The following is a 20,242-nucleotide window of genomic DNA, read 5'->3' as shown; positions in this document are numbered from 1 at the left end:
CCCGCCCGACGCGGAACCGCCGGGACCCCACGCGCAGACGCGATGACCGGGAGGGACACCCCGCCCCGCGCGAGCGCCCCCGTCAACCGATGTGCAGCCGCACCGCACCGTCGCCCGCCGGCTCCACCCGTACCTCGGTGAGGTCGCGCACCAGCGCGTCCGGGCGGTGGAGGCCGGCGCGCGGGCCGACGCCGATCACCCGCATCCCCGCGGCGCGTCCCGCCGCGATGCCCGCGCCGGAGTCCTCGAAGACCACGCAGTCGGCGGGGTCGACCCCGAGTTCCGCGGCGCCCTTCAGGAAGCCCTCGGGGTCGGGCTTGCTGGCCCCGACGGACTCGGCGGTGACGCGCACGTCGGGCAGCGGAAGGCCGGCGGCGGCCATGCGGGCGGTGGACAGCGGCGCGTCGGCGGAGGTCACGAGCGCATGCGGCACGCCCCCGTCCCGCAGCGCGGCGAGGAAGGCGGGGGCGCCGGGAATCGTGACGACGCCGTCCATGTCGGAGGTCTCGGCGGCGAGCATCCGGGCGTTGTCGGCGAGGTTCTGCTCCACCGGCCGGTCCGGCAGCAGCAGCGCCATCGAGGCGTGCCCCTGGCGGCCGTGGACGACCTTCATCACCTCGTCGCCGTCCAGCCCGTGCCGATCCGCCCAGCGGCGCCAGATCCGTTCCACGACGGCGTCGGAATTGACGAGGGTGCCGTCCATGTCCAGCAGGCAGGCGCGGGCGGTGAGCACGGCGGTGGCCGTCATCGGCAGCTCCAGGGCGCGGCAGGGAAGGTGGGGGCCGGGGAAACGGGCCCCGAGGGACAAGGCGGCCCCGCCCGCCGGTCAGGGGAAACGGGCGGGAGCCACTTTGTTTCTCCACGGTACAAAATAGATCCCGCCTCCCGCCACCGGCTTCGGCAAGCCTTCACACGCTGTTCAGCTCAGCCCGCCACGGCCTCGTACAGGCTCCACACCCCGAGACCGGTCATCAGCACGGCCGCGATCTTGGTGATGAGCGTCAGCGGCACCCGCTTCATCAGCGCCTTTCCGCCGACGATGCCCAGGGCGGCGACCGCCCACAGGCCCAGCACCGCACCCAGGCCGACCGACAGCGGATCGTCGTAGCGGGCCGCCAGATTCGCCGTCATGATCTGCGTCAAGTCACCGAACTCGGCGACGAGGATGAGCATGAACCCGGTCCCGGCGACCTTCCAGAAGGACTGGTCCCCGGGCCGCCGGACCTCCTCCTCGCCGTCGCCCTTCTTCAGCAGCAGCATCGCCGCGCCGCCCAGGAAGAGCACGCCGGTCAGCGCGTGCACGATCCGCTGCGGCAGCAGCGTCAGCACGCTGCCGGCCGCGACGGCGAGCGTGACGTGCAGCAGGAAGGCGGCGGCGACACCGGCGAAGACGTACGAGGCGCGGTAGCGGGTGCCGAGGACGAGTCCGGCGAGGGCCGTCTTGTCCGGCAGCTCGGCCAGGAAGACGACGCCGAAGACGAGCGCCAGGACGGTGATGCTGATCAAAATTCCTCAATCGGTCGGGGCTGCCCCGCCGAGAGTGCTGTGACCTGCGATGAGACACCTCGGCACGGCAGCACACGGGGCTCCCGCGCCGCACGGCACGGGGGTGCACTGCTGGCCGAAGGTCTCGCTGGCCGGCCCCGTGGTCCGAGGCCTGCCTCCGGGCGCCGGCTCAGGCGAGCTGAGCAGTATGTCGACGGTCCGGCGAAGAGCTACTCCCCTTCAACGCCGTCCATCGTACGGGACGCCCCGGCGGCCCCCAAGGGGCCGTAAGTCTCGTCACACCCCTTGTTGTGTCATGCACGCGTCATTAGCTTCTTACCGAACGCACACCTCTCCGCAACACGGTGCCGCGAGCATTCCCCTGCTCGTGCACCAACACCCCACACCCCCACAGGAGTTGGCATGCCCAAGCTCTACGCGCGTCGACGGCTGAGCATACTCGCGGCGCTCACCGGTCTCCTCGGCACCGTCGGCCTCCTCAACGGCCCGAACGCCTCCGCCGCCCTCCCCACCCCGGTCAGCGCCTCCACCGCCCGCACCTACCTCGCCTCGCTCACCGTGGCGACCGAGAACCGCACCGGCTACAGCCGCGACCTGTTCCCGCTCTGGATCACCATCAGCGGCACCTGCAACACCCGCGAGACGGTCCTCAAGCGCGACGGCACGAACGTCGTCACCGACTCCTCCTGCGCGGCCACCAGCGGCAGCTGGTACTCCCCCTACGACGGCGCCACCTGGACCGCCGCCTCCGACCTGGACATCGACCACCTGGTCCCGCTGGCCGAGGCGTGGGACTCCGGCGCCAGCAAGTGGACCACCTCCCGGCGCCAGGCCTTCGCCAACGACCTGACCCGGCCCCAGCTCCTCGCCGTCACCGACAACGTCAACCAGGCCAAGGGCGACCAGGACCCGGCCACCTGGGTCCCGTCCCGCTCGGCCTACCTGTGCACCTACGTCCGCGCCTGGGTGCAGGTGAAGTACTACTACGACCTCTCCGTCGACTCGGCCGAGAAGAGCGCGCTGCAGGGCTACCTCGCCAACTGCTGACCGTCTGGATCTCCCCGCCGGCCTCCGTCGTTCCGTACCGTACGGGGCGACGGAGGAAGGGAAGACCATGGACGAACTGCGCCTGGGACCACTGCTGAGGTACACCGACGGCTCGTCCGCGACCGTCTGGGTCGAGACGAGCCGCCCCTGCGCGGCCGAGGTCCGCTGCGCCGACGGCGCCGGCGGCACCGCCCGCACGTTCCAGATCGAGGGCCACCACTACGCCCTCGTCCCGGTGACCGGCCTCACGCCCGGCAGCACCACGCCCTACGAGGTCCTCCTCGACGGCACGCGGGTGTGGCCGCTGCCCGGCACACCCTTCCCGCCCTCCGTCATCCGCACCTCCACCGGCACCGAGACCCCCGGGGAGCTGCGCGTCGCCTTCGGCTCCTGCCGCTGGGCCGCCCCGCCCGCCGACGGCAGGGACAAGGTCGGCCCGGACGCCCTGGACACCCTGGCCGCGCGGATCGCAGCCGCCCCCGAGGGCGAACGCCCCGACGTCCTGCTGCTCCTGGGCGACCAGGTGTACGCCGACGAGACCTCCGACGAGACCCGGCAGTGGCTCGCCGCCCGCCGGGACCTGTCCGATCCGCCGGGCGGCGAGGTGGCGGACTACGAGGAGTACACCCGCCTCTACGACGAGTCCTGGCTGGACCCGGAGGTGCGCTGGCTGCTGTCCACCGTGCCCAGCTGCATGATCTTCGACGACCACGACGTCATCGACGACTGGAACACCTCCGCGGCCTGGCTGGCCGACATGCGCGACACCGACTGGTGGCAGGAGCGGCTGCTGAGCGGCCTGACGTCGTACTGGGTGTACCAGCACCTGGGCAACCTCTCCCCCGGCGAGCTGGCCTCCGACCCGGTCTACGCGGCCGTACGGTCCACCCCCGACGCCACCGACGTCCTGCGCGCCTTCGCGACCAAGGCCGACACCGACCCGGCCTCCGTCCGCTGGAGCTACCGGCGCGACTTCGGCCGGGTGCGGGTGCTGATGGTGGACTCGCGGGCGGCCCGGGTACTGACCGAGGACAGCCGCTCCATGCTCCATCCGGCCGAGGCGCGGTGGCTGCGCGAACAGGCGCTGGCCGAGCCCGGCTCCTGCGACCACCTGCTCATCGGGACCTCGCTGCCCTGGCTGCTGCCGCACCTGGTGCACGACGCCGAGACGTGGAACGCGGCGCTGTGCCGGGGCGAGCGGGGGGCGCGCTGGGCGCGGTACGGGGAGCGGCTGCGGCGGGGCGCCGACCTGGAGCACTGGGCCGCGTTCCCGGAGTCCTTCGCGGAGCTGGCGGACCTGATCGCCGAGGCCGGGTCGGGGCCCGAGGCGCCCGCGACGGTGTGCGTGCTGTCCGGGGACGTCCACCACGCCTATGTCGCCGAACCGAAGTGGCCCGCCACCGCCGGGCACGGCGGCCCCGGCGCCCGGGTCCTGCAGCTCACCTGCTCCCCCGTCCACAACTCGGTGCCCCTGTCGATACGGCTCGGCTTCCGCTTCGGATGGAGCGCGGTCGCCCGCGCCCTCGGCCGCCGGCTGGCCCGGCACGGACGCTGCCCACGGCCGCCGGTCAGCTGGCGCAGGACGGGCGGACCCTGGTTCGGCAACCAGCTGATGACCCTGACCCTGCGCGGCCGTTCGGCACGACTGCGGCTGGAACGGGCGCGGGCGGGACGGGACGGGCGGCCCCTGCTGGAGAAGGTCGCGGAGTCCGAGCTGACCCGGTGATCCCCTCGGCCTCTCCGGCCCCTCCGGCCCCTCCGGCCTCGTCGACTGCCGCGGCGTCGCCCGGCTCCCGGGCGTGATCGGAGCGCGCGTCCTCGGCCTCCTCGGCGCGCCAGGCGGCGCGAGGGCACCCAAGGCAGACGGAACCGTCCCGGCCGGTGAAAAGGCCGTGCCGAAGTCACGAGCCCCCCGTGAACCTTCTGTCACACCTTCGGCGTACGCTGTATGGCTGTTCACAGGCCGCCCCTGCCGCTCCCCCGCGACGTCGCGGCACGGCACGGTCCGGTCCACGGGGGGCGACACGGGGGGTATTGGGTGCTGGAGAGTCTGGCGAGCGTGGGGTCGGTCACCGGCACTCCGTGGATCTACGTCGTGGTGGCGCTCTCCGTCCTGCTCGACGTCTTCCTGCCCGTCCTGCCCAGCGGTGTCCTGATCGTCACGGCGGCCACGGCGGCGGCAGCGGGCTCGGGCGCGGCGACGGGCCACGTCCCGCACAACGTGCCCGACATCCTCGCCCTGACCCTCTGCGCGGCCACGGCGTCGGTGCTGGGCGACCTGGTGGCGTACCGGCTGGCCTGGCGCGGCGGCGAGCGTCTGGACCGCGCGATATCCCGTTCCCGCCGCCTGAGCACGGCGCAGGAACGACTCGGCACGGCCCTGTCCCGGGGCGGCGGAGCCCTGGTGGTGCTCGCCCGTTTCGCTCCCGCCGGCCGCTCGGTCGTCTCCTTCGGCGCCGGCGCCACGCACCGCCGCGTCCGCGACTTCCTCCCCTGGTCCGCACTGGCCGGCCTGTCCTGGGCCACGTACAGCGTCGCCCTCGGCTACTTCGGCACCCGGTGGCTGGGCGCGGCCTGGCTGGCGACGGCGGTGTCGGTGGCGGCACTGTTCGCGGCGGGCGCGGGCGCGACCTACCTCATGCGCCGCGAGCCGAAGCCGGCGCGGGCGGCGTAGCCGCACCGCGGAGGACCCGCGGCTACGCCGCCCCGGACCGGCCCGGTGACGCGGCGCGCCCCCGCACCTCCAGGCTCGCCAGCAGCTCCGCCGTCGCCTCGGTGATCGCGTCGACCGCGTGGTCGAAGACCTCCCGGTTGTGCGCGGCGGGCGCCCGGAACCCGGAGACCTTCCGCACGAACTGCAGCGCGGCGGCGCGGATCTCCTCCTCCGTGGCCTCCTCGGGCAACGCGGGCGGACGCAGTGTCTTGATGCTCCGGCACATGCCCCCCAGTCTCCCTCCCCGGCCCCGGAGGGAATACCTCCGCCTCTCCGGAAATTGCCGGGACATGACCACCGTGGAGATCACCTACATCGGCGGGCCGACCGCCGTCGTGGAGCTCGCCGGCCTGCGCCTGCTCACCGACCCCACCTTCGACGCGCCCGGGGAGTACCCCATCGGCTCCCGCGCGCTGGTGAAGACCGCCGCCCCGGCCCTCACGCCCGCCGACGTCGGCCCGGTGGACGCCGTACTGCTCTCCCACGACCAGCACCCGGACAACCTCGACGGCGCCGGCCGCGCCTACCTGTCCGGCACCTCGCTGACCCTGTCCACGGCGTCCGCACAGGCCCGTCTCGGCGTCCCCGTGCGGGCCCTGCCCGCGTGGCAGCACGCCGACCTCCCGCGCCCCGGCGGCGGCACCCTGCGCGTCACCGCCGTCCCCGCCCTGCACGGACCGGCCGGCTCCGAGCCCCTGGTCGGCGAGGTCACCGGCTTCGTCCTGTCCGGCGAGGGCCTGCCCAAGGTCTACGTCAGCGGCGACAACGCCTCCCTGGAGCTGGTCCGGGAGATCGCCGACCGCGAGGGCCCGTTCGACGTGGCGCTGCTGTTCGCGGGCGCCGCCCGCACCCCGCTCGTCCCGGACGCCACGCTGACCCTCACCAGCGAGCAGGCGGCCGAGGCCGCGCGGATCCTCGGCGCCCGTCACGTCGTCCCGCTGCACTTCGAGCACTGGGGGCATTTCACGGAGGACGGGGCGGCCCTGACGAAGGCGTTCGCCGACGCGGGGCTGACCGAGCGCCTGCACCTGCTCACGCCGGGCGCGTCGGTCAGGCTGTAGGCGCGGCGCGGGCGTACGGCCGTGAGCCTGGCGCGACCGTACGCCCGGTCACCGACCCGGCGGGCCCGTCGGGGCCCAACCGATCCGCCCGATCCACCCGACCGCGCCCCACGCACCCGGCGCGGCTGTCATGATCGTCACCGAGGCGGCCACCGCCCTGGGGCCGACCGACGAGAGGACAGTCCCTCATGGCGAACGACGAACTCACCGTGGCCGTCCTGGGCCCCGGCGGCGTGGGCGGCCTGCTCGCCGCGCTGCTGGCCCGGGCCGGGCACCGGGTGATCTGCCTGGCCGGCGCCGACACCGTCCGCGCCCTGCGCGACACCGGACTCCGGGTCCGCAGCGGGCGGTTCGGCGACTTCACCGCCCGCGTGGCGGCGGACACGGAGTTGCGCGAACCGGTCGACGCGTGCCTGATCACCGTCAAGCACACTGCGCTGGGCCCGGCGCTCCACCGCGTCCCGGGCCGGGCGCTCGGCGACGGACTGCTCGTGCCGTTCCTCAACGGCGTCGAGCACCCCGCGCAACTGCGCCTCCGTCACCGCCCGGACCGGGTGGCCCCGGCCGTGATCCGGGTCGAGTCGACCCGTGTGTCCCCTGGGGTGATCGAACACGGCAGCCCCTTCGCGGAGATCGACCTGACCGGCGCGACGGTGCCGCGCGACCGCCTCGACACGCTCGCCGCCGCCCTCCGGGCCGCGGGCCCGGACACCCGGGTGCTGGACGACGAGGCGGCCACCCTGTGGGCGAAGATGTCCTTCCTCGCCCCGTTCGCCCTGCTGACGACCCGTCACCAGCTGCCGCTCGGGGACGTACGCGCCCAGCACCGCGAGGAGTTGACGGCCCTGGTCGAGGAGACGGCCGCGGTCAGCCGCGCCTGCGGCGGGCCGTCCGACCCGGCCCGGGCGCTCGCCCGCTACGACGCCTTCCCGCCGCACATGAAGTCGTCCATGCAGCGCGACGCCGAGGCCGGACGCCCCCTGGAACTGGACGCGATCGGCGGCGCCCTGCTCCGCGCCGCCGACCGTCACGGCATACCCGTGCCCGTGACGGCCCGCCTGGTGGCGGAGTTGCGGGCCGCCGGGCACTGACGGCGATACGCCGGGCCGGTCAGCCGGCGAGGTCGAGGCGCCAGTCGTTCGAGGTGATCGGGTTCCCCTTCGGATACTCGAAGCCGACCGGCCCGAGCAGGGTGAACCCGGCGCGGCGGCAGACGGCGTTGGAGGCGGCGTGGTCCGTCTTCGGGAAGGCGTGCAGCCACCGGTGCCGGCCGGCTGCCCGCGCCTCCTCGGCGACGGCCCGCGCCGCCCGCACCGCGAACCCCCGCCCCTGGAAGCCGGGCGACACCGCCCAGCCGGTCTCCCAGACCGTCCCGTCCGCCCACGGGCGCTCCCAGAACCCGATCGCCCCGACCGTCTCCCCGCCGCCCGTCCGCACCACCCGGTACATCCGCCCCGACTCCAGCGCGATGTAGCGCCGGTGGCGCGCGGCGAGCTGCTCCTCGGTCTCGGGACCGCCCAGATGCGCGGTCATCTCGGGGCTGTTGTGCAGCCGCAGCAGCCACAGGTCGTCGTCGCCCCAGGGCTCCAGCCGTACCCGCGTCCGGTCCGTCCCGTCGGTCTCGTCCATGCCCGCCACCGTAGGGGGAGGGTCTGACAACGGCCTTGGCTCCGCCCCCACTCGTTCGCGTGAACCCCCGATTGGAACTCGCCACCTGAATTCGAACAGGCGTAGCATTGCGCCGTGGCTACGACCTACGACTTCCCCAGTGACCTGCGCGCCGGTCAGGAGGAGCTGCATCAGGTCAGGTCCGAGCTGTCGGCCCTGCTCAAGCGGCTTCCCTGGTCGGTGGAACCGCTCGACGGCTTCAGCGACGACGGCGGCTGGCGCAAGGTGGAGCGCCCGGCCTCCCCGGGCTGGACGGCCGACGAACAGGCCGAGGTCGAGAAGCTCCGCCGGCGGGAGCACGAACTCGCGGTGTTCGTCAGCACGCACCGCTACTGGTCCGAGCTCACCGGCCAGGACCGCGTGCAGGCGCGCTCCCGGCTCAAGCACGCCCACGAGTCCCCGCAGGACCCGGAAGAAGCATGATCTACCACGTCGTACCGCTCACCGAGTGGACCCGCTCCCCCGACCGCCCCTACGCGCCCGCCTCCCTCGCCGAGGACGGCTTCGTGCACTGCTCCCCCGACGAGCGCACGACGCTAGCCGTCGTCAACGCCTTCTACCGGGCCGCGCCGCGCCCTCTGCTGGCGCTCGTCCTCGACGAGGAGCGGCTCGCCGCCCGGCTGGAGTGGGAGCGGGCCGCGCCCGCCCCACCGCCGGGCGTACCCGAGGAAACGGAGTTCCCGCATGTCTTCGGCCCCCTGAACCGGGACGCCGTGACCCACCTGCTGGAAGTGCGCTTCGACGACGAGAACCGGGCCGTCGGCCTGCGCCCCACCGGGTGACGACGCCCGCTCCCCGGTACACGAAAGGGCCCAGCTCCTCCGGGTCGCCACCCGTCGGCCTGGGCCCTGCTCGCGTCGTACAACCGGTGGGCGCGGACGGTTTCGAACCGCCGACATCCTGCTTGTAAGGCAGGCGCTCTACCCCTGAGCTACGCACCCGCGACGAGCCGACAGCCTACCTTGTCGGGGGCGCACACCTCCAAACCCGTTTCCGCGGAACGAGGCGGACCGATGACGGGAGTGTCGTGGTGCGGGCGGCGAACTGACCGGGCCGTGTTTTCGTCCTTTGGGGGTGGGAGAATGTCTCCACGCAGGGCGGACCACGGCACGGGAGAGGGATGTGACGGCGACACCGGCGACACCTCGGCAGCCGCACTCGCCGTACGGACGGCCACGGCCCCGGCCCCGGCGCACCCCCGCGGCCGTCCGGGACGTTCTCACGCTGGTGGGGCTGCCGGTGCTGGCCGCGCTCGTGCTGCCGGCCGCGTTCGCCGGGGGCGGCACCCGGCGCTGGTTCGGGGGGCGGGCCGAGAGCCAGCGGGCCGAGGCGCAGGCGGCCAAGGACGCCGCCGCGGCCGCGTTCTACGAGCTGGACACGGCCCAGCGGGATCTGCGGATCTCCATAGAGACGATCACGGCGGTCGACTCCTCCCCCGCCGCCCGCCGCGCGGTCGCCGACTTCGAGGCGCTGGGCAGGCGCATCGACGAGGCCAGCGGGCGCTACATCCAGGCGGTCGACGCGCAGGACCTGGACCGGGACGACCTGGAGGCGGCCACCGCCGCGCGGGCGCGCGCCGAGCTGACCGCCGCCCGGGAGGAGCTGGTCCGGGTCAAGCAGGAGCTGGACCGTTTCGCCGACGGTCTGGGGCCGCTGCTCGGCAAGGCCGAGACCCAGCTGGCCCGTCTCGCGCCCGCCGTGGAGCGGGCGCGGCAGGCGCTGCTCGCGGCGAGCAACGCCCTGGACGCGGTCCGCGAGTCGGGGCTCGCGGCGGACGATCTCGCCGCCCGGCTGGCCGCCCTCTCGCCCGAGCTGACCCGGCTGAACCAGGGGGCGGGGCAGCACGGTGTGCCGCAGACGCTGGAGCGTGCCGAGCGGGTGGCGCGGGACGCGGAGGCGGTGCGGGCCGAGGCGCTGCGGCTGCCGGAGCGGGCCGCCGAGACGGACCACCGGCTGGTCTCGCTGCGCACCCGGGCGCAGGCGCTGACCACGCGCGCCGGGCAGGTCGATCCCGTGCTCAGCGAGCTGCGGCGGCGGTTCACGGCCGCCTGCTGGCAGGATCTGCAGCATGTGCCGGAGCAGGCCGCGGAGAACGTCCGGCAGGCCGAGCTGAAGCTGAAGGAGGCGCGGGCGGCGCGCGACGCGCAGCGCTGGGCGGACGCCACCGCGCTGTTGTCGACGGTGCGGGCGCTGCTGAACACCACCGACGAGGCCGTGTCGGCCGCCGGGGAGCGCCTGAAGCGGCTGAACGCCGTGCAGAAGGACCCGCACGCGGAGATCGAGCGGACCCGGTTCGCGATCCGGGACGCCCAGCGGCTGGCGATGACGGGCCGGTCGGCGCCCGACCCGCGGCACGCCCGCCCGCTGGACGACGCGGTGGCCCGGCTGGAGCGGGCGATCGCGGGCCTGGAGGGCCGGCACCCCGACTACTGGCACTTCCTGACCGAGACCGAGGCGGTGCGCCGGGCGGCGGCCGGGGTGGTCGCGCGGATCCGGGAGGAGCGGGGAGCCGGTCGCTGAGGCCCGGCTCCCGGCCCCCGGGGAACACCGCTCAGGTGCGGTAGGCGTAGAACGCGGCGTTCGGGTAGGACGCGACGAGGCTCGCCACCGACCTGTTGTAGGTGTTGGTGGAGTGGTACGTCACGTACGGCACGCCCTGCGGGCTGCGGTAGGTGACGATCATGGTGTGGTCCTTGGACCCGTCCCTGTTGAAGTCCATCTGCACGACGTCACCGAGGTCGGCCTGGTAGACGTTGGCGAGGCTGGTGGCCCGCTTGGACGACAGGGCGAACCAGGAGAACTCGTTGACTCCGACGAACGAGTCCGACTGGATCTCGGAGTTGCCGAACCACTTGTGGAAGTCGCTGGTGTAGCCGGGGACGTGCTTCCAGCCGCCCGCCTTCAGGGACTGGCTGACGAAGTTGGTGCAGTCGCCGCCGGCCCCGTGTCCGTTGAAGTCCGGGTAGTCGGCGTTGTAGTTGCTCCAGTACTTCTTCGCGTACGCGACCATGGCCTTGTAGTCGTAGCCGGTGGCGGAGAAGTTCTTGGCCCTGGCCGGGGCGGGCCACGCGGTGGACGCGCGGGTGGCCTCGGGCGGGCCGTCGTCGGCGGCGGTGTCCGGGGCGGCGACGGCCGGCTTGGCCACCTGGTTCACCGCGAGGTAGCCGCTGTCGGTGTCGCGGATGCCGGTGAGCTGCCAGTCGCCGTTGCGGTCGGCCCTGAACGTCAGCTCGTGGTGGGCCTGGAAGCCGGTGGTCTTCGGCTCGGTGCCCTTGACCTTCTCGTAGGTCAGCGTCGTGGTCTCGGTGACGGCGACCTTGGCGCTGCGGCCCTTCACCTGGGTGGCGTCCAGGGTGACGCCGGTGCTGGCCGCGCTGTACTTCTCGCCCAGCCGGGCGAGGCGGGACTTGCGGCCGCGCAGCTCGGCGAGCGCGGAGCTCTCCTGGTGCGACTGCGTGCCGGACAGCCGGACCCTGCCGGAGAAGCCGGACGTCTGCTGCTTGTCGTCCCCGCCCTTGGCCTGGTCCACCAGGGCGTTGGTGCGGTCGGTGAAGACCGCGTCGGCCAGTCGCTGGAAGGTGGCCTTGGTCGCCGGGTCCACCGTCGGGTCGTCGGTGACCGCCGCGCCGGCGCTCCAGTTGGGCACCAGGGCCACGCCGGCGACCACCGAGGCTGCGGCCGCCGCGATGATGGTCGTGCGGCTCCGCTTACGGCTCAATCTTCTCGATTTCAATGATGTTCCCCTCTACGCCGGTACGCCTACCGGGCAATCGCATCTTCGCACGGGTCGTGCGACGGTTGTGAAGAGGGGATGCGCAAGTGGAATCAGACTGTTTCAGGCGTCACTTGACCACCGCCAGGGGTCACCTCACCACCGTCGGGGGTCACTTGACCACGGTGGACCAGTCCGGGGACTGTGCCGGGTCCAGGCTGCGCAGCCGTTGCAGGGTCTCGGGCTTCTGCACGTCCAGCCAGTCGGCGAGTTCCCGGAAGGACACGCACTTCACGCCCTTCTTGGTGCACACGTTCTTGACGACCTGGTCGATGGCCTTCATGTAGATGCCGCCGTTCCAGTCCTCGAAGTGGTTGCCGACGAACAGCGGTGCCCGGCTGCCGTAGTAGACGCGGTTGAAGCCGGCCATGTAGCTGTCGACGGTCTGCTGCTCCCACTCGGGGTACTTGACCGGGTCGCCCTTGGTCTCGCCCTCGGACTGGTTGTAGAGGAAGTTGAAGTCCATGGACAGGCCCTGGTACTTGCCCGACTCGTACGGCAGCATCTGCAGCGGGAAGTCCCAGACGCCGCTCTTCTTCGACGGCCATATCTGGAAGTCGCCCGGGGAGCTGGCGTCGTAGCGCCAGCCGTAACCCTTCATCGCCTTCAGCAGGTTGGGCTGGCCCTCGAGGCAGGGCGCGCGGCCGCCGGTGACCTCCTTGCGGAAGTCGAAGGGCAGCGGGGCGATGTCGGAGAAGCCCGTGTTGGTCTTCCACTTCTCCACGAAGTCGTAGAACTGGTCGATCTCGCTCTTCCACTCCTCGACGCTCCAGTCGCCGCCGCCCTTGGCGCCGCAGAAGTGGCCGTTGAAGTGGGTGCCGATCTCGTTGCCGTCCTCGTAGGCGGCGCGCAGCTGCTCCAGGGTGGTGCGGATGTGCTCGTCGGTGGCGTAGCTGATCGCCGCCGAGCCCGGCGGGTGCTGGGGCGGGTGGTAGAGGTCCTTCTTGCTCTTGGGCAGCAGATAGATGCCCGTGAGGAAGAAGGTCATGTGGGCGTCGTACTGCTTGGCCAGTTCCCGGTAGTGGGAGAAGAGGCCGTCGTCGCCCTGGAGGGCGCCGTCCCAGGAGAAGACGACGAACTGGGGCGGCTTCTCACCCGGTTTGAGCGGTACGGGCTTCAACTCGCCCTTCTGCGGCCCGGTGTACGAGGTCGAGCCGTCCCCGAGCACCTTGGTCCTGCCGTCCCACTTGGGTTCCTTGGGTGCTGCCTTGGCGGCGTCCTTGGAGCCGCCCTTGCTCCCGGCGGACGCGGTCGGCGCGGTGGAGTCGGGGCGGGTCAGTGCCAGGAAGCCCGCCACGACGGACGCGACGACCAGGAGGGCGGCCAGGGTCACGAACTCGGGGCGGGCGGTGCGACGGGGCGCGCGGGCCTTGCGGCGGCGGCCGGACTGCGACTTCATGGGCGGCTCAATCTGCGTGGGTGGTCATCGGTGCGGGTGCGGGGCGGCCGGGCCGCGCGGGGTCAGCCGAGCGGGTCCATGGCTCCGGCCCAGATGCCGTAGGGGACGCTGTCGGCGGGTGGGCCGGCGATCCCCTTCAGGGGCAGTGGTTCGAGGCTCTTGGCCAGGTCGATGCGGTAGACGACGACGGCCGTCGACACGGACTTCGCGGTGCCGACGTACCAGGCGGCGGTGTCGCCCTCGGTGGTGCCCGCCTTTCCGCTCACCGGGGTGGTGGCGGGCGCGGCGGCGGGGTGGGCGGCGCGGAAGGAGTCGCCGAGCGCCTGGGTGACCTCTGCGGCGACCTGGGCGCCGACGGCGCGGTTGCGGGCCGGTGTCTCCAGCCGCACGGTGGAGCCGTTGCGGGTGATACGGCGCACCGAGTACGGCTCGGTGTGCATTCCCCCGGCGGCGAAGGTGGCGTAGCCGTTGGCCATGCGGATCGCGCTCGGTGTGGAGGTGCCCAGGGACAGGCCGGGCACCTGCGGGCCGAGGCTGGAGGGGAGCAGTCCGGCCGCCAGGGCGGTCTGCTTGACCTTGTCCAGGCCGGTGTCCATGCCCAGTTGCATGAAGGGCGTGTTGACCGACTCCGCGAGTGCCTTGCGCAGGCTGATGCGTCCCCAGGACTTGTTGCCGTCGTTGTGCGCGGCGACCTTGCGGCCGCTGCGGTCCCAGTAGGGGCCCTCGGGGGTGGTGACGGGCACCGCGTCGCCGCCGTCGTAGACGCTCTCCGGGTCGACCTGTTCGCGGGGGGCGTCGCGCCGCTTGGTGACGCCGTGTTCGAGGCCGGCCGCGTACACGAAGGGCAGGAAGGCCGAACCGGCCGGGACAGTGGTCGCGTTGGACTCGTTGTAGCCCTGGGTGCGGTGGTCGGGGCCGCCGTAGACGGCGAGGATCCGGCCGTCGGTGGCGACCGAGGCGGCGCCGTAGTGGGCGGACTTCGCCTTCCCCGCGTCGTCCGCCTCGGCCTTCTTGCGGGCCTTGGTGACGGCGTCGGTGAGGGCGGTCTCCCGCTTGCGGTCGAAGGTCGTGTAGATCTGGTAGCCGCCCAGGTCGAACTTCTTGTCGGAGAGGCCGCCGGCCTTCTTCGCGTAGCCGGCGGCCAGTTCGACGAGGTAGTCGCTCTGCTCACCGGTGTCGTAGAGCGGGTTGGTCTTGAGCGGCTCGGGGAAGGTGCGGTACTTGGCGCGCTCGGCCGGCGACAGTTTGCCGATCTTCACCATGCGGTCGAGGATCCAGTTCCAGCGCTCGACCGCGCGGGCGTGGTTGGCCGCGTTGAGGGTCGGGTCGTAGAGGCCGGCGCCCTTGAGCAGGGAGGCGAGGAAGGCGGCTTCCCCGGCGTTGAGCTTGCTGACGTCCTTGCCGTAGTAGGCCTGGGCGGCGCGCTGGATTCCGTAGGTGCCGCGGCCGAACCAGCTGGTGTTGAGGTATCCCTCGAGGATCTTGTCCTTGCTCATCTTGTTGTCGAGCTTCAGGGCGATCATGGCCTCGGTGAATTTCCGCCCGACCGACTGGTTCTGGGTCAGATAGACGTTCTTCACGTACTGCTGGGTAATGGTGGAGCCGCCCTGGGTGTCGCCCTCGCCGACCGTGCGCCACAAGGCGCGGGTGATGCCCTTGAAGGAGATGCCGGGGTCGCTGTAGAAGCTCTCGTTCTCGGCGGCCAGCACCGCCCAGCGGACGTCCTCGGGTATGTCCTTCAGCGGCATCGCCTGGCGCTGCACCCAGCCGGTACGGGCCATCGGCGTGCCGTCCGACCAGAAGTAGACGTTGTCCTGCTGGGTGGCGTACGTGTTCAGGTTCTGGGGTATGTCGGTGGCGGCGTAGGCGACGACCAGGAACGCCCCGGTGAGGCCGGCGGCCGCCAGCCACGCGCCCAGCCACTGCCGCCAGGTGGGCAGCCAGCGGCGCCAGTCGGTGCGGCCGGGGCGCGGGTACAGGGGCTTCAGCCGGCGGGCGTAGGGCGCGAGCCGCTGGGCGTACGGGGTGAGGCGCCGGGCGTAGGGGGCCAGGAGCCGGGTGAGCGGCGCGAGGCGCCGGGCGGCGGCGGAGGTGAGCCGGGTGACGGCCGGGGGCAGCGCCGGGCCGCGGCGCCCGGTGCGGCGGGCGGCGCGTCCACGCGCCTCCCCGCGGCTGACGACGCGCAGTTGCATGGTGGCGTCCGGGGGCACGGCCTCATCGGAGTCGGCGCCGCCCGCGCGCCGGGCGGCGGCGTTCGCCTTCCGCAACGCGTCGACGTTCAGCTGCATGGTGGCGTCCGGCTTCAGCGCGTCGCCGACCTTCAGCTGCATGGTCTCGTCCGGCGGCAGCGCGGCCCCGGCTCGGCCCTCTCCCCCGCCGTCCGCACGGCGCTGACCCCGTTTCGGCACCCCCCGTCGCGCACGCGCACGACGGCCTTCCTCCGCGGGGCCCGCCCCCTGCCCATCCATGGTCACGGATGAGTCTCCCTCCGCACTCGGTCTTGCTCGCGCGGGTGGACACGGCCGCCGCGAACGCGGCCGCCGGCCCCCTCATCCCCAGCCGTCTCGCGGCTCTCGCGGCCATACAAAATTATCAGCGATCTTTTCAATTTCTCCGCACGAGAACTGGACAGAAACCAACACATAAGAAACGAGCATCTCTGTGTGTCCGATCACGCCCGCTAATCTGACCCCATGCCTCGCTACGAGTACCGCTGCCGGACCTGCGGCGACACCTTCGAACTGAGCCGTCCCATGGCGGAGTCCGCCGCCCCGGCGGCCTGCCCCGCGGGCCACGACGACACCGTGAAACTGCTCTCCACGGTCGCGGTCGGCGGCTCGGCGTCCGCCCCGTCGCCCGCTCCCCGGGCCGGCGGCGGCTCGGGCGGCTGCTGCGGCGGGGGCTGCTGCGGCTGAGGCCGCGGCACCCCGGCGGACCGGAGCCACGGCGACCCGCCGGACCGGAGCCACGGCACCCCGGCGGGCGTCAGCGGCGGCGCGCCAGCGACAGCCCGGCCGTGGTCGTGACCGGCACGCTGTCCACCCGGTCGTCCGCCGCCACGCGCGCGGGCAGTTCCCCGGCGGCGGCGTCCACCACGAGCAGGGCGCCGCGCCGGGCTCTCGGTACCAGTTCGTCCCAGGACGCGACGGGGTCCGCGTCCGCGCCCACGACCACCAGGTCGAGGTGCGGCTCGTCGGGCAGGGCGCGCAGCGTCGCCAGGGCGTCCGGGCCGGTCACCGTCAGCAGCGTCCCGTCGGGCGGCAGCTCACCCTCCAGGCACCGGGCCGGCAGTCCGGCGAGGGTCCCCACCTCCACGATCCGCGACGCGCCCGTCAGCCGGGCCAGGAACGCCAGCAGCCCGGCCCGTTCCCGCACCGCCTGCGGGCCCGGGAACAGCGGCCACGGCGTGTGCGTGGCGTCGTCGAGCATCCGCCGGGCGGGGTCCTCGGGGTTGCCCTGCTCGTCCCGGTGCTCCCGCAGTTCCCCGGTGAGCCGTGTGCCGCCGCCGTCCATCACCTGACCCCCTCGCCGTTCCGGTCCGACCACCACCGTAGACCGCGACGAACATCAACTGTTGGCCAATGCCTCACAAACCACCGACGGGTCCCTGGCGCGCCGTGCGCACGAACTCGCGGGCGATGCGCTCCCCGGCCAGGACCCCCCGCTCCGGCAGGGCGCGGATCGCGGGAGCGGACCAGTCGGTGTCGGCCAGCTCGCCGTGGCCCGGCCGCCAGCCCCGGTCCACGGCCAGCAGCAGATCGGCGTCGAGGAGGGAGTCGCCCGCGCCGAGGGTGAGCTCGGCGCCGGTGCGGCGGGCAAGCTCGCGCACGGCGGCGCTCTTGGTCAGCGGCTTGGGCACGGCGTAGATCTTGCGGCCCTGGAGGGAGACCGTCCAGCCGCGGTTCTCCGCCCACGCGGCCAGCTCCTTCACCCACTCCTCGGGCAGCAGTTCGCGCTCCACGACGAGATAGGCGAACAGGTCCTCGGCGACGCGGTGCTTGCGCAGCCAGACCGGGTCGGCGGTCCGCTCCAGGTGCTCCCGCACCTCGGCCAGGGGCGCGCACTCGCCGGCCAGCCGCTCGGTCACCTGCCGGTGCCAGTCGGGATCCGACACCCCGTCCACCAGCAGATGGCCGCCGTTGGCGCAGATCGCGTAGGTCGGCGCCGGACCCGGCAGGTTGATGCGCAGGTACTGCTTGCGGGTCCGGGTCGTGGTCGGCACGAACAGCGCCGTGTCGGCGAGGTCGGTGAGCAGCTGCGCCGCCGTCTCCGTCATGTAGGACAGCGGCCGGCTCTCGTGCACCTCCACGCACAGCAGCCGGGGCGCCCGGGCGTCCGGCATGGTCAGCGCGAGGGCCGCCGCGGAGTAGATGAGCGTACGGTCGAGGTCGCTCGCCACCAGCACCGGCATCAGAGGGCCACCGCCCGTCCGTCGGCGCCGGTCGCCCCGCGCGTGTACTTCGGATGGATCAACCCCACGCAGGTGTACGGAAGTTCGCCGACCTCCTCGACGGGCACCCCGCGCTGCTCGGCGAGCAGCCGTACGTGGTCCAGGTCCGCGCCGGCCCCGGCCCGCGCCAGGATCTTCCACGGCACCCGGCGCAGCAGCACCCGTGTGGTCTCGCCGACGCCGGGCTTGACGAGGTTCACGTCGTGGATGCCGTACTCCTCGCTGATGCGCTCCACCGCCGCCCAGCCCTCCCAGGTCGGGGTGCGGTCGGCGGCCAGCAGTTCCTTGACGGCGGTGCCGACGCCGTCCGCGACCTCGGCGAAGCGGGCGGAGACCGCGTCGAGGAAGGCCGTGGAGACGTCCGCGCCGGCGAGTTCGCGGTAGAACTTCGCGCCGTGGAAGTCGTGCGGGCCCACCAGGTCGGCGCGCAGCACGGTGCGCGAGATCAGGCCCGACACGGTGGAGTTGAGGCAGGCGGAGGGGATGAGGAAGTCCTCGCGGGTGCCGTACGTCCGCACGCACGAGCCCGGGTCGGCGAGCACCGCGATCTCCGGGTCGAAGCCCGTGACGCCCTCGCGTCGCTCGAACTCCTCGATGGCGTCGGCCAGTTCCCGGGCGATGGCGCCCTTGCCGGTCCAGCCGTCGACGAAGACGACGTCGGCGGGGTCGTGCCGGTCGGCCAGCCAGCGCAGGGCGTTGGCGTCGATGCCGCGCCCGCGCACGATGGAGACGGCGTAGTGGGGCAGGTCCAGGCCGTGCCGGAACGCGGCCCAGCGGCGCATCAGCACGCCGACCGGGGTGCCCGCGCGGGCGAGCGAGACCAGGACGGGGCGCGGGGACCGCTCGGCGAGCACGGTCTCGGTGACCACGCCCACGGCCTGGGCGAGACGGGCCGCCGAGGACTCCAGGGCGGTGTGGAAGAGCCGCTGGTACCGCTCGCTGGGCTGGTACTCCACGGGGAGCGACTCCGCGTAGTGCGCGCCGCCGCTCTGGATGGCCTCCTCGCGCTCCTCGGTCGGCGCCTCCAGCGTCACCTCCGAGAGGTCCCGCAGCAGCCAGCCGACCTCCTCGGGCGCATACGAGGAGAAGGCGGGGCCGCGGAGGGGCTCGGACAGCATGGGGGGCCTTTCGGAGGCATGCGGGGCGTGGCGGGCGTCCGGTTCCGGCGCCCCGGGGACGTACGACGGCACGACGGCGAGCAGCACGTGCGGGGTGTGCGCGGCGAGCTGGGCGAGCAGTCCGTCGGCCGCGTGCAGCGCGGGGCTGTCGGCGACCGAGTCGACGACGGCGACGACGGCGTCGAAGCCGCCGCCCGCGACGTTGTAGGCGTAGCGCTCGCCGGGGCCGTCGGCCGGGTGGTCGTGCGCCGGGAAGACCAGGCGGGTGCGGATCGCGTAGCCGGGGTCGTCGACGGCGAGGACGGGCGAGCGGGTGGTGGTGGAGTAGCGCACCTCGGCGCCGACGGCCCGCTCCAGCTCGCGGGCGAGCCGCAGCGGCGCGTACATCAGCTCCTCGAAGCCGAGGACGAGCACCCGGCGGGCGGGCGCGGGCAGCGACTCGGCGATCCGCGCGGCCATCGCGGGCAGCGCCTGCTCCAGCCGGTCCCGGTGCGCGGCCGTGAATCCGTGCCGCCCCCCGTCGGGCACCTCCCGGGGCCAGCACAGCTCGACCCGGACCGCCCCGCGGCGGGTGCGCTGCGCGGGGAGCGCCGCCGGTTCCGCCCCGGCGACGAGGGCCGGGCCCGATGCCGGGCCGCCCACTCCGGGACCGTCCCCCGCGGGCGCGGGCCGCTTCGCCGGGGACCCGCACGACTCCGGTCCCTCCGGCCCCGCCCGGCCGGGCGCGGTCGTCCTCGTGCCCGCCCCCGGCGACTGCGCCTGCCGCTGCGGACGCGTCGCGGCCTCGTGCCGGGCTACCAGCTCCTGCCCCTTCTCCAGTACGCCCTGCGGGAGCCGTACCGTTCCCGAGGCGGCGGCCACCAGGTCCACCCGGGCCCCGACCTCGTCGGCGAACTCGGCCAGGCGGTCCATGTCCGCGGCGGAGCGCATGTCGACCAGGGCGACCACCACGTACCGCCGCCGCGGATGGCGGGCGTGCAGGTCGCGGATGGTGTTCAGGACCGTGTTGCCGGTGGAGAACTCGTCGTCGACGAGGACCAGCGGGCCGTCCCCGGCCAGCAGCGCCGGATCCTCCGGCAGCAGCAGGTGGGAGGTGGCGTGCGAGTGGGACTCCTCGAAGCCGCCCGCCGGGGCGACTCCGGCCACCGGGCGCCGGGTGGAGTGCAGGTAGGGCGCGGGGCCGAGCCCGTCGGCGACCGAGTGGCCGAGCCCGGTGGCGGTCTCCGCGTACCCGAGCACGACCGCCGCCGCGGCCTCCTCGGCGCCCAGCAGCGCGCGCACCCGCCGGCCGAGGGCGAATCCGTGGTCGTACACCACGGACGGCGACTGCGGGACGTGCTTGCCGAGCACGTTGGAGACGAGCAGGTGCGCGCGCTTGGGGTTGCGGCGCAGCGCGAGCCCGAGCAGGCCGGTCAGTCCGTCGTCGCCGACGAGTTCGACCCCGAGCCGCTCGGCGACCCAGGTGCCGGACCAGACCCCGTTGTTGACTGCGTTGTTCATGCGTTCCC

At 73.4% G+C, this 20,242-nt stretch carries 19 protein-coding genes and 1 tRNA gene; 9 read left to right on the top strand and 11 right to left on the bottom strand.

What is annotated here, in order from left to right; all coding sequences use genetic code 11:
- Nucleotides 1-82: 82 nt before the first annotated feature.
- Nucleotides 83-748, bottom strand: a complete 666-nt coding sequence (locus tag ACIQ9G_RS02830) for an HAD-IA family hydrolase (RefSeq protein ID WP_403605267.1) — start codon at nucleotides 746-748, stop codon at nucleotides 83-85.
- Nucleotides 749-924: 176 nt separating this feature from the next.
- The gene (locus tag ACIQ9G_RS02825; RefSeq protein WP_403605264.1) at nucleotides 925-1,506 is read right to left on the bottom strand and encodes a TMEM165/GDT1 family protein; all 582 of its coding nucleotides are present in this window, start codon (nucleotides 1,504-1,506) and stop codon (nucleotides 925-927) included.
- A 402-nt stretch (nucleotides 1,507-1,908) separates the two neighbouring features.
- On the opposite strand from ACIQ9G_RS02825, the gene ACIQ9G_RS02820 reads away from it, so the two are divergent.
- From ACIQ9G_RS02820 to ACIQ9G_RS02810, 3 genes are all read left to right on the top strand, one after another.
- Nucleotides 1,909-2,553, top strand: coding sequence for an HNH endonuclease family protein (locus tag ACIQ9G_RS02820; RefSeq protein WP_403605261.1), 645 nt, complete (start codon nucleotides 1,909-1,911; stop codon nucleotides 2,551-2,553).
- Nucleotides 2,554-2,620: 67 nt separating this feature from the next.
- Complete coding sequence (locus ACIQ9G_RS02815; protein ID WP_403605258.1) at nucleotides 2,621-4,279, top strand: alkaline phosphatase D family protein; 1,659 nt, start codon at nucleotides 2,621-2,623, stop codon at nucleotides 4,277-4,279.
- Between the two features lie 312 nt (nucleotides 4,280-4,591).
- Complete coding sequence (locus ACIQ9G_RS02810) at nucleotides 4,592-5,227, top strand: DedA family protein (protein ID WP_403605255.1); 636 nt, start codon at nucleotides 4,592-4,594, stop codon at nucleotides 5,225-5,227.
- A 22-nt stretch (nucleotides 5,228-5,249) separates the two neighbouring features.
- Here ACIQ9G_RS02810 and ACIQ9G_RS02805 read toward each other — a convergent pair whose 3' ends face one another.
- Nucleotides 5,250-5,492, bottom strand: coding sequence for a DUF2277 domain-containing protein (locus ACIQ9G_RS02805; protein ID WP_403605252.1), 243 nt, complete (start codon nucleotides 5,490-5,492; stop codon nucleotides 5,250-5,252).
- 64 nt (nucleotides 5,493-5,556) lie between these two features.
- Here ACIQ9G_RS02805 and ACIQ9G_RS02800 point away from each other — a divergent pair, with 64 nt between their 5' ends.
- Both ACIQ9G_RS02800 and ACIQ9G_RS02795 read left to right on the top strand, forming a co-directional pair.
- Entirely contained in the window at nucleotides 5,557-6,327 is a 771-nt protein-coding gene (locus ACIQ9G_RS02800) for an MBL fold metallo-hydrolase (RefSeq protein WP_403605250.1), read from the top strand.
- Between the two features lie 188 nt (nucleotides 6,328-6,515).
- Nucleotides 6,516-7,418, top strand: coding sequence for a ketopantoate reductase family protein (locus ACIQ9G_RS02795; RefSeq protein WP_403605247.1), 903 nt, complete (start codon nucleotides 6,516-6,518; stop codon nucleotides 7,416-7,418).
- 19 nt (nucleotides 7,419-7,437) lie between these two features.
- On the opposite strand, the gene ACIQ9G_RS02790 is transcribed toward ACIQ9G_RS02795, so the two are convergent.
- On the bottom strand, nucleotides 7,438-7,956 hold the full coding sequence (locus ACIQ9G_RS02790) for a GNAT family N-acetyltransferase (protein ID WP_403605244.1): 519 nt from the start codon (nucleotides 7,954-7,956) through the stop codon (nucleotides 7,438-7,440).
- A gap of 114 nt (nucleotides 7,957-8,070) precedes the next feature.
- On the opposite strand from ACIQ9G_RS02790, the gene ACIQ9G_RS02785 reads away from it, so the two are divergent.
- Both ACIQ9G_RS02785 and ACIQ9G_RS02780 read left to right on the top strand, forming a co-directional pair.
- Nucleotides 8,071-8,418 carry a hypothetical protein gene (locus ACIQ9G_RS02785; protein ID WP_403605241.1) on the top strand — a complete coding sequence of 116 codons (348 nt, stop codon included), beginning with the start codon at nucleotides 8,071-8,073 and terminating at the stop codon, nucleotides 8,416-8,418.
- On the top strand, nucleotides 8,415-8,777 hold the full coding sequence (locus tag ACIQ9G_RS02780) for a DUF952 domain-containing protein (protein WP_403605238.1): 363 nt from the start codon (nucleotides 8,415-8,417) through the stop codon (nucleotides 8,775-8,777). The genes ACIQ9G_RS02785 and ACIQ9G_RS02780 overlap by 4 nt, the downstream gene beginning before the upstream one ends.
- A gap of 87 nt (nucleotides 8,778-8,864) precedes the next feature.
- Here ACIQ9G_RS02780 and ACIQ9G_RS02775 read toward each other — a convergent pair.
- A tRNA-Val gene (locus ACIQ9G_RS02775) sits at nucleotides 8,865-8,936 on the bottom strand.
- A 181-nt stretch (nucleotides 8,937-9,117) separates the two neighbouring features.
- On the opposite strand from ACIQ9G_RS02775, the gene ACIQ9G_RS02770 reads away from it, so the two are divergent.
- On the top strand, nucleotides 9,118-10,515 hold the full coding sequence (locus tag ACIQ9G_RS02770) for a hypothetical protein (protein ID WP_403605235.1): 1,398 nt from the start codon (nucleotides 9,118-9,120) through the stop codon (nucleotides 10,513-10,515).
- Nucleotides 10,516-10,546: 31 nt separating this feature from the next.
- On the opposite strand, the gene ACIQ9G_RS02765 is transcribed toward ACIQ9G_RS02770, so the two are convergent.
- From ACIQ9G_RS02765 to ACIQ9G_RS02755, 3 genes are all read right to left on the bottom strand, one after another.
- Entirely contained in the window at nucleotides 10,547-11,662 is a 1,116-nt protein-coding gene (locus tag ACIQ9G_RS02765) for an amidase domain-containing protein (protein WP_403606743.1), read from the bottom strand.
- Nucleotides 11,663-11,879: 217 nt separating this feature from the next.
- On the bottom strand, nucleotides 11,880-13,166 hold the full coding sequence (locus ACIQ9G_RS02760) for a hypothetical protein (protein ID WP_403605232.1): 1,287 nt from the start codon (nucleotides 13,164-13,166) through the stop codon (nucleotides 11,880-11,882).
- A 62-nt stretch (nucleotides 13,167-13,228) separates the two neighbouring features.
- Nucleotides 13,229-15,496 carry a transglycosylase domain-containing protein gene (locus ACIQ9G_RS02755; RefSeq protein WP_403605229.1) on the bottom strand — a complete coding sequence of 756 codons (2,268 nt, stop codon included), beginning with the start codon at nucleotides 15,494-15,496 and terminating at the stop codon, nucleotides 13,229-13,231.
- Between the two features lie 363 nt (nucleotides 15,497-15,859).
- Between ACIQ9G_RS02755 and ACIQ9G_RS02750 the strand changes: the two genes are divergently transcribed.
- On the top strand, nucleotides 15,860-16,081 hold the full coding sequence (locus ACIQ9G_RS02750; RefSeq protein WP_402427218.1) for a zinc ribbon domain-containing protein: 222 nt from the start codon (nucleotides 15,860-15,862) through the stop codon (nucleotides 16,079-16,081).
- 70 nt (nucleotides 16,082-16,151) lie between these two features.
- On the opposite strand, the gene ACIQ9G_RS02745 is transcribed toward ACIQ9G_RS02750, so the two are convergent.
- The 3 genes from ACIQ9G_RS02745 to ACIQ9G_RS02735 all read right to left on the bottom strand — a co-directional run bounded on the left by ACIQ9G_RS02745 (nucleotide 16,152) and on the right by ACIQ9G_RS02735 (nucleotide 20,234).
- Nucleotides 16,152-16,682 (bottom strand): O-methyltransferase, encoded by a 531-nt coding sequence (locus ACIQ9G_RS02745; protein ID WP_403605226.1) that lies wholly within the window; start codon nucleotides 16,680-16,682, stop codon nucleotides 16,152-16,154.
- A 70-nt stretch (nucleotides 16,683-16,752) separates the two neighbouring features.
- Entirely contained in the window at nucleotides 16,753-17,577 is an 825-nt protein-coding gene (locus ACIQ9G_RS02740; protein ID WP_403605223.1) for an HAD family hydrolase, read from the bottom strand.
- Nucleotides 17,577-20,234 carry a phosphoribosyltransferase gene (locus ACIQ9G_RS02735; RefSeq protein WP_403605220.1) on the bottom strand — a complete coding sequence of 886 codons (2,658 nt, stop codon included), beginning with the start codon at nucleotides 20,232-20,234 and terminating at the stop codon, nucleotides 17,577-17,579. Before ACIQ9G_RS02735 ends, ACIQ9G_RS02740 begins: the two co-directional genes overlap by 1 nt.
- Between the last annotated feature and the right edge of the window lie 8 nt (nucleotides 20,235-20,242).

Origin of the sequence: Streptomyces sp. NPDC096152 (assembly GCF_044763235.1) — a bacterium.
In the GTDB taxonomy this organism is placed as follows: Bacteria; Actinomycetota; Actinomycetes; order Streptomycetales; family Streptomycetaceae; genus Streptomyces.
This window is presented reverse-complemented; position numbering and strand designations above follow the sequence as displayed.

Bases quoted from the DNA above. Each gene is read 5' to 3' on its own strand.
- ACIQ9G_RS02830 (WP_403605267.1), bottom strand. From the start codon at position 748: ATGACGGCCACCGCCGTGCTCACCGCCCGCGCCTGCCTGCTGGACATG.
- ACIQ9G_RS02820 (WP_403605261.1), top strand. From the start codon at position 1,909: ATGCCCAAGCTCTACGCGCGTCGACGGCTGAGCATACTCGCGGCGCTC.
- ACIQ9G_RS02815 (WP_403605258.1), top strand. From the start codon at position 2,621: ATGGACGAACTGCGCCTGGGACCACTGCTGAGGTACACCGACGGCTCG.
- ACIQ9G_RS02805 (WP_403605252.1), bottom strand. From the start codon at position 5,492: ATGTGCCGGAGCATCAAGACACTGCGTCCGCCCGCGTTGCCCGAGGAG.
- ACIQ9G_RS02800 (WP_403605250.1), top strand. From the start codon at position 5,557: ATGACCACCGTGGAGATCACCTACATCGGCGGGCCGACCGCCGTCGTG.
- ACIQ9G_RS02795 (WP_403605247.1), top strand. From the start codon at position 6,516: ATGGCGAACGACGAACTCACCGTGGCCGTCCTGGGCCCCGGCGGCGTG.
- ACIQ9G_RS02790 (WP_403605244.1), bottom strand. From the start codon at position 7,956: ATGGACGAGACCGACGGGACGGACCGGACGCGGGTACGGCTGGAGCCC.
- ACIQ9G_RS02780 (WP_403605238.1), top strand. From the start codon at position 8,415: ATGATCTACCACGTCGTACCGCTCACCGAGTGGACCCGCTCCCCCGAC.
- ACIQ9G_RS02760 (WP_403605232.1), bottom strand. From the start codon at position 13,166: ATGAAGTCGCAGTCCGGCCGCCGCCGCAAGGCCCGCGCGCCCCGTCGC.
- ACIQ9G_RS02755 (WP_403605229.1), bottom strand. From the start codon at position 15,496: ATGCAGCTGAAGGTCGGCGACGCGCTGAAGCCGGACGCCACCATGCAG.
- ACIQ9G_RS02750 (WP_402427218.1), top strand. From the start codon at position 15,860: ATGCCTCGCTACGAGTACCGCTGCCGGACCTGCGGCGACACCTTCGAA.
- ACIQ9G_RS02740 (WP_403605223.1), bottom strand. From the start codon at position 17,577: ATGCCGGTGCTGGTGGCGAGCGACCTCGACCGTACGCTCATCTACTCC.
- ACIQ9G_RS02735 (WP_403605220.1), bottom strand. From the start codon at position 20,234: ATGAACAACGCAGTCAACAACGGGGTCTGGTCCGGCACCTGGGTCGCC.